This is a genomic window from Alteromonas hispanica (genome assembly GCF_010500915.1).
Taxonomy (GTDB): domain Bacteria; phylum Pseudomonadota; class Gammaproteobacteria; order Enterobacterales; family Alteromonadaceae; genus Alteromonas; species Alteromonas hispanica.
The window spans coordinates 451,542-464,620 of record NZ_JAAAWP010000003.1 but is presented as its reverse complement, the minus strand read 5'-3'; the positions used below and the strand labels follow the sequence as shown (position 1 = coordinate 464,620).

Below are 13,079 nucleotides of genomic sequence, written 5' to 3'. Positions count from 1 at the left end.
AGCGCAACAGACATCAATTCTTTCAGGAAATGGATGAATTCTTGAACACTTACCTCACGAAGTAAAAGTATTTAGTAGCAGCTCAGTTTATATTAATGTTTGAGCATAACTAACCGACTAAGTTGCCAGTAACTGCGATAGGTGTAAGCAATGCTGGCGGCTTTTTAATCAATATTGCGGTATACTATCTCACGTAGATTCAGGCTTTCAGGCGCGAACCAGTCGTGCTTTTTCATTCCCCTTAGTGTCTGTTTATTTTAACTGTTAGACGAGCTTTCGCTTTTTCAATGTTAAGCGCAAGAGCAAAGCTAAGAAGTAATAGCAGTAAAGACTGTCAGATACTGTATTCATATTAGAGAGATTATGCCCCAAGAAAATAATGGCGTATCGCAAGATACGGCAGTTGTTCAAAAGCCGGTTTTAGGTATTGTTGAATTTGTTGCACTGATGGCCACCATGACATCGCTGGTGGCTCTCAGTATCGACGCTATGCTGCCAGCGCTTTTGCAAATTGGTGAATCTTTAAATGTAGAGCAACCTCACCATACCCACCTTATTGTTACAGTCTTCTTTGTTGGTATGGCCTTTGGGCAATTATTTTTCGGCCCTTTCTCAGACAGTCGCGGCCGCAGGCTAACTATTCTTGTAGGGCTATGTATTTTTGCAATTGGCACTTTTGTCTGTATGTCGGCGAATTCATTGGAAACCATGCTGGTGGGAAGAGTCATTCAAGCATTTGGGGTATCTGGGCCTCGCATTGCTTCAATGGCAATTATTCGCGACCTGTATGTGGGAGACTCGATGGCGCGGGTCATGTCGTTCATCATGATGGTATTTATTTTAGTGCCAATGCTCGCGCCTATTATCGGGCAAACGGTTATGGACTTGTTTTCTTGGTTTCATATTTTTACACTCTTTCTTATTGTTGCCACCATGGCGGGTATTTGGTTCTTTTCTCGTCAAGGAGAAACGCTACCTAGAAATAAGCGCAAAGTATTCTCTTGGGCGCAGCTTTTTATCTCTTCTAAGTATGTTCTTACTCATCCTGCAGTGATGGGCTACACATTCGCGATGGGATGCATTTTTGGTTCGTTTTTGGCGTATTTGAGTGCCTCTCAAACCATATTTCAGGTGTACTACAATGTAGGCGATATGTTCCCTTATATCTTTGCAACGCTTGCTTTCTCCATAGGTTTAGCGTCGTATTTTAATGGTAAAATGGTAATGCGATTTGGCATGAGAAAGCTTTGCCGATTTGCACTCAAAGGGGTAAACGGGTTTGCTATTGTTTATTTAGCTATATTATTAGCGTTTGATGGCTTACCGCCTTTAGTACTCACCGTATCTGTAATGTTTGTCGGCTTTTTCTTCGTCGGTATTCTGTTTGGCAACTTAAACGCCATGGCTATGCAGCCACTTGGCGAAATGGCGGGCTTAGGTGCCGCAATTATTGGGTCGTTTTCCAGTCTTTTCTCAGTACCTGTTGCACTGTTTATTGATAGCTTTTTAGTAGGAAACCTCATGCCTATTGGTATCGGTTTTTCTGTATTTTTTGCTTTGGCGTATGTTGCGGTTCGGTTTGCTGAAAAAGTGAGAAAATACGGCGTGTAAAAATAAAAAAGCCCGACCAAAATGGTCGGGCAAAAGGGCTTAGTTTAAGCACCTAACGACAGAAACTGTCCTAACTACTGTCTTACACTACTATAGCTTTCATGTCAGTCATGTAGCCACGCAAGATTTTTCCTACTGATTCCACACCGTGTGAGCGGATGGCATCGTTTACTTCAACAAGGCGTTTGTTCTCTACCTGGTTAGAGGTAGCTGGCAAACCTTTACCTATCACTGAAGTATCGATAGTAGGCATAAAGCTTTCACGCAAAATTGGAATTGCTGCATTCGCAAACAAGTAATTTCCATATTCTGCAGTATCTGAGATAACCACGTTCATTTCATACAAACGCTTACGTGCGATGGTATTTGAAATAAGGGGGGTTTCGTGTAGCGACTCGTAATAAGCTGATTCAGGAAGAATGCCTGCCTCAACCATAACGTCGAAGGCAACCTCTACGCCGCATTTGATCATGGCAACTAAAAGAATGCCGTGGTCAAAGAATTCTTGTTCGCTAATTTCACCCTCGTAAGTTGGCGCATTTTCAAAGGCAGTCTCGCCAGTTTCTTCACGCCATTTCAGAAGGTTAGCGTCGCCGTTTGCCCAGTCTTCCATCATAGTGCGAGAGAATTCACCGCTAATGATATCATCCTGATGCTTTTCAAATAGCGGACGAAGTAAATCTGTAAGCTGGTCGGAAAGCTCAGCGGCTTTCAGTTTCGCTGGATTAGATAAACGGTCCATCATGTTGGTAACGCCGCCAATCTTAAGTGCTTCAGTAATAGCTTCTAGGCCGTACTGAATAAGTGCACCGGCGTAACCTGCATCAATACCGTCTTCCACCATTTTTTCAAAGGCCAGCACAGCTGCAACTTGTTGCATACCGCACAAAATTGTCTGCTCACCCATAAGGTCAGACTTAACTTCGGCAACGAATGAAGACTCGAGTACGCCCGCTCTGTCACCGCCAGTTGCACTCGCAAGTGCTTTAGCCGTGTCCCAACCTTTACCTTCAGGGTCGTTTTCTGGGTGAACCGCGATTAGTGTCGGTACACCAAAGCCACGCTTATATTCTTCACGTACTTCAGAGCCAGGGCTCTTTGGAGCACACATAACTACAGTAATATCGCTGCGGATCTGCTGACCCTCTTCAACAATATTGAAACCGTGAGAGTAGCTAAGTGTTGCACCTTTTTTCATAAGCGGCATAACCGCTTCGACAACGCTAGCATGTTGCTTGTCTGGTGTAAGGTTATACACTAGGTCAGCATCAGGAATTAACTCTTGGTATGTACCAACGGTAAAACCATTGCCCGATGCGCGCTTATAAGAATCGCGTTGTTCATCGATAGCTGCTTGACGCAGAGCATAAGCAACGTTTAACCCAGAATCGCGCATGTTCAGGCCTTGGTTAAGACCTTGTGCGCCGCACCCTACGATGACGATCTTTTTATCTTTTAAAAACTGACAACCGTCAGCAAATTCATCGCGTGCCATGAAGCGACAGCGGCCAAGCTGGTCTAACTGCTGGCGTAGTGATAGGGTATTGAAATAATTAGCCATAAAAATTTCCGAACAACATTCATTTTTGTCAATATCAAACACCGTCATGGTGTCGATAGACCTCGTCTATGACGACTTGCTGAGAAGATTAAAAGATTTCTTTTGTTTTGGAAAATGATATATTTGCAAGATAATATTGCAAATAGTGAAACGTTATGGATTTTCGTAGTCTTCAACTCTTCAATCATTTGGCCACTAGCTTACATTTTGGTGATACTGCTGAAGCCATGTATGTTTCTCCGTCTACGCTAAGTCGCGTTATTCAAAGGCTTGAAGACGATTTGAACTGCACTTTGTTTAAGCGCGATAACAGAAAGGTGGCACTTACTCACAGTGGACACAAGCTGTTGGCTTTTTCTAAACAAGCTTTAAAAGATTGGCAGCAGCTCAAAATAGATTTACGAGAAGACAGTGAAGCGTTACAAGGCGAGATAAGTGTTTTTTGCTCGGTAACGGCCAGTCAAAGCCATTTGCCCAATATGCTTCGTCAATTCAGGGAGCAACATCCCGGCGTAGATATTCGCCTAATTACGGGTGACCCCGCGCTAGCGATAGAAAAAGTAAAAAGCAAACAATGCGACCTTTCTATCGCTATTTACACTCCGGATATGCCTACTGATCTGCATTTTTCCGCGCTTGACGATGTTCCGTTGGTGTTAATAGCTCCCCGAGAATGGCGTTTGACTCAGTTGAATCAGCTCGATTGGATACGCCATAAAGTCATTATGCCGGAAACAGGGCCGACTCGGCGCACTGCTTATCATTGGTTTGCAGAGCACGGTATTCGCCCTAACGTATATGCTTATGTCGGTGGTAACGAGGCAATTGTGAGTATGGTGGCCTTAGAGTGCGGCGTGGGGTTTGTGCCTAAAGTAGTGTTAGATCACTCAAGCATGGCCAGTGCTGTTACGCAAATTCAGGTAGATGACATAGAGCCTTATGCGCTCGGTTTATGCTGTCTGCAAAGTAAGCAGCACGAGCCATTAATTGATGCTTTTCTAAAACTCGATGTGCGTTAGCTAACAGCTACTCAATTGTTTTATAAGGTTGTCTAAGGCTCTGTACCCTAACGCTTCACTAATGTGAGCACGGGTTACATTATCTTCGCGGTTGAGATCGGCAATGGTTCTGGCTACTTTCAAGGTACGATGAAAAACGCGCATAGATAAGTTTAGCTGTTTGGCTGCAGCCTTTAAAAAATTAAGGTCGCTATCGCTTACCTTACACGCAGAAGCAAGCTCTGCAGCATTGAGCACAGCATTAGGTTTGCCCTGCCTCATAAGCTGTATATGACGGGTTTCTGCAACGTCCTTTTTTACAGCGTGAATAGAGTCATCGGTACTTTTTTTGGCTGAAGGTAGGTCGTATTCTGGTAATCGAGGCACTTCCACTTGAATATCTATTCTGTCTAACAGCGGCCCCGAGAGTCTATTGAGGTAGTTAAGTTGTTGCTGAGGAGATAGGCGGTTATCGTCTATATCGCCGGTTGGACTTGGGTTCATTGCCGCCACAAGCTGAAAGTTTGCAGGGTAAGTCGCGCTGCCAGATGCTCGAGAGATATGTACATCACCGGTCTCTAGAGGTTCGCGCAACACGTCTAATGCTTTACGGCCAAATTCAGGCAATTCATCTAGAAAAAGTATCCCGTTGTGGGCTAAGGATATTTCGCCTGGAACGGGCTGAGAGCCACCTCCAGTCAATGCAACAGCAGAGCTAGTATGATGCGGGGAACGCAAATGCCTATGCATAAACTTTTCGGGGTTAAGTTTTTCGCCTTTTACCGAGTAAACAGAAGCAACTTCAAGAGCCTCTTCTTCGGTGAGAGGTGGTAGTAAAGCCAGCATACGGCTTGCCAGTAAGCTTTTTCCTGTACCAGGAGGGCCTACCATTAACAAATTATGTGCTCCGCTAGCTGCAATGATAAGCGCTCGCTTAGCTTGTTCTTGGCCAATGATGTCGTCCCACCCAAGGTTATTGGTTGTCGAGGAGGTAGGCGTAAATGGTTGTCCAACTGGCAGCTTTTTATTGCCACTTAAATGCTCGTAAACAGAGAGCAAATCAAAAGCGGGCAGTCGAGCTGCGTGCGATACTAACGCAGCTTCTACATCGTTATCTCCCGGGTAAATAAGTGGGATATCTTCATTTGCCGCTGCGATAACAACGGGGATAAGACCCCCTACGGGCTTTATTTCGCCGTTTAGTGCAAGTTCTCCAACAAAAGCGATATTTAGCAAACTGGTGTCTGAGAGGTAACCAGAAGCCACTAAAATACCCACCGCAATGGGTAAATCAAATCGGCCTCCGAACTTAGGAATATCTGCAGGAGCTAAATTAACCGTTATCCGTTTGGCGGGAAAGTCGAAGCCGCTGTTAATTAATGCGCTTCGCACCCGCTCGCGGGCTTCTTTAACACTCGTTTCTGCCATACCCACTAGCTGAAATGCAGGCAAACCGTTAGCTAGGTGAATTTCCACCGAAATTTCTGGCGCAGATAACCCCTGCCCCGCAAATGTTTTCACCACTGCCATACTCATCCACACGCTCCAACAATGTTTACAAGGTTGAGAGCACACAGCTATTCGCTCCTTGCGATTAAACTTATCATTAGTGTAAGCGGGGTTGGTTATCTTGAAAACTGTACTTAAGGGGAGAATATGTAATTGATAAGGTAAGATATTATTACTGCTGCAAGAGCACTAACTAGTTTGTAGTGCTCGTGTGGTAAAGCGTTAATGGTGCTCTTTATAAAATACAGGGAGCTGCCAATGCCAGCGCATGCTGCCCAAGCGCAATAATACGGTAATAATAAGCGCGCTAATGCCACACCACTGTGTAGCAAGGCCGAAGAAGTGTGCTATTCCGTAAGCAACACCACCAGCAATACAGGTCATCGCGTAAAGTTCTCCATTCAAAACAAGCGGCACTTCTCTGCAAATGACATCTCGTAATAAGCCACCAAAAACACCCGTAATGGTACCCATAGCCACAGCAACGGCCATGCCCGTCTCATTTGCCAGCGCCTTTTCAATGCCTACCACATTAAATAGTGCGAGCCCAAAAGCATCGGCGATGAGCAGGTAATGAAAGGGAAACCGTGGGCTAATACGAAGCCACAGAATAGGAATAAATGCTGCAACTAGTGTGGTGTATAAGTAGTCTGTATCGGCAATCCAAAACACGGGAACGTCTAACATAACATCGCGAAGCGTGCCGCCACCAATAGCAGTAGCACTAGCCAGCACAATGACCCCAAAACCGTCCATACGCTTTTGGTAAGCCATCAAAGTGCCAGAGATTGCGCATACAGCTACCCCGGCGAGGTTGAGCCAATGAAACCAATCAAACATGTATGCCAGCCTTTTCTCTGCGAATTAAAAATCTAAAAATATAAAAAAGTAGCGTTAAATCGCTCGCTAACCCGCAAAATACTTGATTCAGTGTCGGGTTTTATGATATTTCTTTGCCCGTGATTGTCGCAGCGGCCACTGCGATAAAAAACACTATACATGCGTAAAGCGTTAAGAGGGCCGCCATAACCCTCGCTGAATAACATCTCATTCATTGCTACTGTCTGTAAAGGGCAAGTAGCACGTCAAGTTTATCACTAAAAAGAGCGCCGTAACGGTAACTTTTTTGCGACCTTTTCTATCGATATTAGCAACGCCTACTTTGTGAGTCGTCTATTATAAAAGCCAGTGCAGCAGTTTTTTAAGAAACTCAACTCGTCTGCCAGCTTTCGGCATCAGATTACAAAGGCTTGCCAGATACATTTTTTAGAGTTGCCAGTAAGAATATTTTAATTATGCAGGCCCTAGCAAAACGCAAGCCGCCTCTTACAGCAATAAAATACAGCATAGTAAATCGGTAAGTTAATCTTGCTGACACTTATTTTTCGTTTGACCATATCAACGGGAGGGATTTATGCCCAAGTTACGTTCTGCAACCACCACTCAAGGTAGAAATATGGCTGGTGCTCGCGCTCTATGGCGCGCCACAGGCATGAAGGATTCTGATTTCGGAAAGCCTATTATTGCTATTGCCAATTCATTCACGCAGTTTGTGCCTGGGCATGTGCATCTGAAAGATATGGGGCAATTAGTCGCTCGTAGCGTTGAAGCCGCGGGTGGCGTAGCCAAGGAATTTAATACTATCGCGGTAGACGACGGTATTGCCATGGGCCACAGCGGAATGCTTTATAGCTTGCCGTCTCGTGAAATTATTGCCGATGCAGTTGAGTACATGGTTAATGCCCATTGCGCAGACGCCATTGTATGTATTTCTAACTGCGACAAAATAACTCCAGGAATGTTAATGGCCTCTATGCGCCTGAACGTTCCAGTAGTGTTTGTGTCCGGTGGCCCGATGGAGGCAGGTAAAACGAAACTGTCCGACCAACTGATCAAACTAGATTTGGTTGATGCCATGGTTGCCGCCGCCGACGATAAGGTAAGTGACGCCGACTCCGATGAGATAGAGCGCTCAGCATGCCCAACATGTGGCTCGTGCTCGGGAATGTTCACAGCCAATTCAATGAACTGCTTAACTGAGGCGCTTGGTTTATCGCTACCGGGTAATGGCTCAATGTTGGCAACCCACGCAGACCGAGAAGGTTTGTTTAAGAAAGCCGGCGAGCAAATTGTTGAGTTGTGCAAACGTTACTATGGCGATGATGATGAAAGCGTGCTACCACGCAATATTGCCAATTTCAGCGCTTTTGAAAATGCTATGAGCTTAGATATTGCCATGGGCGGGTCGACCAATACCATATTGCATCTTCTCGCAGCGGCCATGGAAGGTGAAGTACCTTTTACCATGGACGATATCGATCGCCTGTCGAGAAAAGTGCCTCACCTATGTAAGGTCGCGCCAGCTACACCTCAGTATCATATGGAAGATGTACACCGCGCAGGTGGTGTTATTGGCATACTTAACGAGCTGAATAAAGCGGGTTTGTTAAACACCGATGTTAATCACGTGCTGGGCAAGCCACTTACTGAAGTCATCAGCGATTGGGATATTACTAATCCGGAAAATGACAAAGCCATTGAGTTTTTCCGCGCAGGCCCTGCTGGTATTCGCACGACCAAGGCGTTCAGTCAAAGTTGCCGCTGGGACGACGCAGATACCGACCGAGAGCAAGGCTGTATTCGCTCAATAGAAAATGCATTTAGCCAAGAAGGTGGGCTAGCAGTCCTTTACGGCAATGTGGCTGAAGATGGCTGTATTGTTAAAACCGCAGGCGTTGACGAGTCGATACTGACTTTCGAAGGTACGGCGCGAATTTATGAAAGCCAAGATGATGCGGTAGCCGGTATTTTAAGCGATGAAGTAAAAGCAGGTGATGTTGTGTTCATTCGCTATGAAGGCCCACGCGGTGGCCCAGGTATGCAGGAGATGCTTTACCCAACGTCTTACTTAAAGTCTAAGGGATTAGGTAAGCACTGTGCTTTGGTAACAGACGGACGCTTTAGTGGTGGTACCAGCGGGCTATCTATTGGACACTGCTCGCCAGAGGCGGCAAGTGGCGGCGGTATTGGCTTGGTTGAACATGGCGATAAGATCAAAATCGATATCCCTAATCGCTCCATTAATATTGTCATCAGCGACGAAGAACTCGCTGAGCGCCGTGCAAAAATGGAAGCTAGCGATACCCCATGGCGTCCAAAAGATCGCGTTCGCGAAGTGTCTACATCTTTGAAGACGTTCGCTGCTCTTGCAACCAGTGCCGATAAAGGTGCAGTGCGCGATGTGAAAAAATTGGAAGGGTTATGAGTGTAAGCGACCACGAGTATTTAAAGAAGATATTACTGGCCCCTGTTTATGATGTTGCAGTGGCCAGCGAACTTTCTTATATGTCTTTGCTATCTGCTGAACTTGGTAACGACATATTTTTAAAGCGCGAAGATCAGCAGCCAGTAAAGAGTTTTAAGCTTCGCGGTGCCTATAATCGAATTAACTCTCTGTCGGATGCGCAGCTTAATGCGGGTGTTATTGGGGCTAGTGCTGGTAACCACGCACAAGGTCTGGCCTACAGCGCCAAGATGAAGGGAATTAAGGCAACGATAGTGATGCCTGAAACGACGCCGGACATCAAGATTGACGCAGTACGCCGCTTTGGCGGAGACAGTGTGGATGTGGTATTGCATGGCACAAGTTTCGACCAGGCAAGTGGCCATGCAAAGGCATTGTGTGAAGAGTTTGGATACACCTTCGTTCCACCCTTTGACGATCCTGATGTTATTGCCGGGCAAGGTACAGTAGCGCGAGAGCTGTTAGAGCAAAACCCCAATATCGACATCTTATTCGTTGCTGTTGGCGGCGGTGGTTTGGCGGCCGGTATCGCAGTGTATTTGAAGCAGCTAAAGCCCAGCATAAAAATTGTGACGGTTGAGTCAGAAGAATCTGCCTGCTTTATTAAAGCGCGGGAAGCTGGTACGCCAACGGAATTAGACAGCGTCGGCATTTTTGCCGATGGCGTGGCGGTAAAAGTGATGGGGCAAGAAACCTTCAGACTGTGTAACCGCCTTGTAGATGAAACTATTACGGTTACCAATGATGAAATTTGTGGCGCTATTAAAGATATCTTTGATGACACCCGCGTTATTGCTGAACCTGCTGGCGCTTTATCGGTTGCAGCCATTAGAAAATATGCCAAAGAACACGATTTAAAAGGCAAGGTTTTAGGCGGTATTTTATGCGGAGCCAATATCAATTTTCATACTTTGCGTTATGTTTCAGAGCGCTGTGAGTTAGGTGAGCAAAAAGAAGCGGTATTTGCCGTTAAAATTCCAGAGAGCAAAGGCGCCTTCAAGCAGTTCTGTGAATGTGTTGGCGCTAAAGCGATCACCGAGTTCAATTATCGTTACGCTAGCGACAGTGAAGCCCATATATTTGTAGGTGTAAAGCTAAAGGGTGGGCAGAAGGAGTTTGCCGAACTTCAGGGCGACCTAGAGAACAAAGGTTACGACTGCTTTAATCTGTCAAACAATGAATTAGCAAAGCTACATGTTCGCCATATGGTTGGCGGAAGACCGCCAAGCATTTTGAACGAACAGGTGTTTAGCTTCGAATTTCCTGAGCGTCCAGGGGCATTGTTGAATTTCTTAAACACCTTGGGCGAGCAATGGAATATCACTTTGTTCCACTATCGCAATCATGGTGCAGCTGAAGGTTTGGTGCTGGTGGGTTTTGATATTGCACCCGATAGCCGAGAGGCCTTCAACCAGCACGTAGTGGAATTAGGCTACAAAGTTGAGGAAGTGACAGATAACCCAGCTTATCGTTTCTTCTTATCACAACCTGAATGATATTTAGCAAAACTGATAGTAAGAAAACCCGCTTTTAGCGCAACGGTTACTTCTTATACTGCTTCAGGCAAAGCATTTGCTTACTCTGGAGCAGTATAAGAGCCTCCTCTTTTCGACAAAAACTTAGTCTTTATCTGAATGTAATGCAACGTTCTCTAAATGCTGCATCATTTCAGGCCAAATCAATGCCATAACGTCTTCGCGAAGCGCTTCGCATTCTTCAGAGTACTTCAAGCTGCCGTCATCTTCTGAGTCTAACCAGTGATTATCTTTAAGAGCACTAATGAAACTAGACAATACATTTTTGTCATAGAACTCAGGCGAACTCAAACCGTAGAGCGCAGAGAGGCGCTCTGCCACCTTTTTGCTAGCTCGCTCAAGAGCGCCGCGGCTAATCGACTTCTCTTTGTCTAAAATAGTCAATACGACAGCATAACGCTGTAATGTTTCCTGCATGCAGCGGCTAAGAAGCCAGGCAGAATGAAACTGCTTACAGTGAGCATCAGGAGGAAGCAATTCTCCATCAACTTCTCGCAGTAAGCCATTGTCTAACAGCGTTGTTATTAACGCGTCTGTGTGTGCAAGGGCTTCATCTTGAGTAAGGTGGAGAAACAGCTCTTTCTGCAACAGAGGATACAGCGATGCGATAAGTTCAAAGACCTTGTTTTTGCTGATGCCTTTTTTGGCAAAAACAGAAGCCATGATCAGCCCCGGAATAGCAAATAAATGCAAAATATTATTGCGGTAATAAGTGAGATAAACCGCAGATTTTGGCTGTGGACTGATGAGTTTTCCATAGTCGTCTTCGGTAATATCGAATCGGCCAAGCTGTAGAGTATCGCTTAGCAAGGTTTCAGCAGAGGCGTCTGGGATGGTTGCATCTGCGCTGAACGGCGCACGTTTAAATAGGTCTATAAAATCGCTCATTGCTTGCTTAAGTTCAGACTCACTCATAGTCTGGGTTTTTGAAGACAGTAAGCATAATGACACGAGGGCCATTCCGTTCAAGGCCGCTGCGCGGTTGATGCGGGTCATTACATTATTAGCAAGCTCGTTAACCGCTGGAGTTAACCAAGCTGGTTTCTTTTCAGGCTCTGCATCTCGGCATTCTCGCCAATTAGGCACGTGAGACTCTAAAAACTGATTTAGCTGAATAGGCTCACCAAAATTCACGTAGCCGTGACCATAGTTTTTAAGCTTTCTGATAGCCGTAAAAACTTGAAGGTTAGATTCCTTTTTCTTCTTCGACCCCTTCAGCTCGTTCAAGTAGCTCTTCACTTCCATCACGTTTTCATAACCAATATAAACGGGTACCAAACTTACTGGGCGATTTACACCTTTCAGCATGGCCTGAATGGTCATTGCAAGCATACCCGTTTTGGGCGGTATTAGTCTGCCTGTGCGGCTGCGTCCGCCTTCAGGGTAGTATTTAACGGAATAACCTTTGTTAAACAGTAATTCCAAGTACTCTCTGAATACTGCCGTGTATAGTTTGTTTCCTGCAAAGCTTCGCCTTAAGAAAAATGCCCCGCTTCTTCTGAATATCTTGCCTACAGGCCAAAAATTTAAGTTTATCCCCGCAGCGATATGTGGCGTGACCATGCCTTCGTGATAGATGACGTAGGTTAAAAGTAAGTAGTCCATGTGGCTGCGGTGGCATGGAACATAAATAATTTCATGACCGTTAGCAGCCAGCTCTCGAATTCGTTCTGCGTGACCCACGCTGATACCGTTATAAATTTTATTCCAAATACGGGTAAGAATTCTGTCACCAAATCTAATCAGCCCTTCGCGATAGTCTGCAGCAATTTCAGTGATATATGTTTGGGCGCGTTCCTTGGCTTTTTCGTGAGAGATTTTTTTGCCGCGAGACTCTTCCGCCATCGCCCTGCGAACTGCATCAGAACCTAACACACTATTGTTGAGCTCCTGACGTTCTAAAAGCGTGGGGCCCGTCATACTTTGGCGCTTACGCTGAAAGTGGGTGCTTGCTACCCTTACAAGTTTTTGCGCTATGCTTTGATCGCTGCCGTGCTGATTAGCCATGGTGCGTGCAGAAACCGCTTTTGAATAATTGATAAAATTGTCGCGGCCTAAAAACAGTACAATAAACAATTTTCGAAGCCAGCTGGGTGCCGCTTTATAAGTAATTAGATCGCCTAAACCCGGTTTACCTTTACCTGGTGTTCGTCCCCAGGTTACAAATACAGGAACCACCTGAAGGTCTAGGTTTTGATGATCTCTATGCAGATGAAATAAGTCGGTGAACACATCGGCAATACCAGTGTTATCTGCACTTGAGCGGAATAGCGGCTGCGTCTTTCTCAAGAAAAGTGTTGATGGGTACTCTCTACCTGCTAGGGAAAGTGTTGCTGTAGGATCGGGAAGCCCTAGTGCTTCTGTCGACATCTTTAGTGCAAGCTGGTCGGTCACCGAATTAGTTGGCAGCAAATATACCATCGGCTTTTCTTTATCAATACCAAGCTCTGAATCGACATTCACCGGAATACTGTGTGCTTTGACGAGCAACTTAACAGGATAATGAAATACCGATAAAAAGGCTTTGCGCATCCACGACATGAATTCTGTCATCCTATGAA

The 13,079-nt window shown here is 45.5% G+C and carries 8 protein-coding genes; 4 read left to right on the top strand and 4 right to left on the bottom strand.

The window, feature by feature from the left end; translation table 11 throughout:
- Positions 1-363 precede the first annotated feature (363 nt).
- Complete coding sequence (locus GTW09_RS07460) at positions 364-1,611, top strand: multidrug effflux MFS transporter (protein ID WP_071981018.1); 1,248 nt, start codon at positions 364-366, stop codon at positions 1,609-1,611.
- Between the two features lie 82 nt (positions 1,612-1,693).
- Here the strand turns inward: GTW09_RS07460 and ilvC are convergent, their stop codons facing one another.
- Complete coding sequence (gene ilvC, locus GTW09_RS07455; protein ID WP_163111292.1) at positions 1,694-3,172, bottom strand: ketol-acid reductoisomerase; 1,479 nt, start codon at positions 3,170-3,172, stop codon at positions 1,694-1,696.
- Positions 3,173-3,327: 155 nt separating this feature from the next.
- On the opposite strand from ilvC, the gene ilvY reads away from it, so the two are divergent.
- Positions 3,328-4,191, top strand: a complete 864-nt coding sequence (gene ilvY, locus GTW09_RS07450) for an HTH-type transcriptional activator IlvY (RefSeq protein WP_163111290.1) — start codon at positions 3,328-3,330, stop codon at positions 4,189-4,191.
- Here the strand turns inward: ilvY and GTW09_RS07445 are convergent, their stop codons facing one another.
- On the bottom strand, positions 4,192-5,706 hold the full coding sequence (locus tag GTW09_RS07445) for a YifB family Mg chelatase-like AAA ATPase (RefSeq protein WP_163111288.1): 1,515 nt from the start codon (positions 5,704-5,706) through the stop codon (positions 4,192-4,194). It lies immediately after the preceding gene.
- Between the two features lie 195 nt (positions 5,707-5,901).
- A complete protein-coding gene (locus GTW09_RS07440; RefSeq protein WP_071981015.1) occupies positions 5,902-6,519 on the bottom strand; it encodes a trimeric intracellular cation channel family protein in 618 nt (205 codons plus the stop codon).
- Between the two features lie 574 nt (positions 6,520-7,093).
- On the opposite strand from GTW09_RS07440, the gene ilvD reads away from it, so the two are divergent.
- A complete protein-coding gene (gene ilvD, locus GTW09_RS07435) occupies positions 7,094-8,944 on the top strand; it encodes a dihydroxy-acid dehydratase (RefSeq protein ID WP_163111286.1) in 1,851 nt (616 codons plus the stop codon).
- On the top strand, positions 8,941-10,479 hold the full coding sequence (ilvA, locus tag GTW09_RS07430) for a threonine ammonia-lyase, biosynthetic (RefSeq protein WP_163111284.1): 1,539 nt from the start codon (positions 8,941-8,943) through the stop codon (positions 10,477-10,479). Before ilvD ends, ilvA begins: the two co-directional genes overlap by 4 nt.
- 123 nt (positions 10,480-10,602) lie before the next feature.
- On the opposite strand, the gene plsB is transcribed toward ilvA, so the two are convergent.
- Positions 10,603-13,059 (bottom strand): glycerol-3-phosphate 1-O-acyltransferase PlsB, encoded by a 2,457-nt coding sequence (plsB, locus tag GTW09_RS07425; RefSeq protein ID WP_163111282.1) that lies wholly within the window; start codon positions 13,057-13,059, stop codon positions 10,603-10,605.
- Between the last annotated feature and the right edge of the window lie 20 nt (positions 13,060-13,079).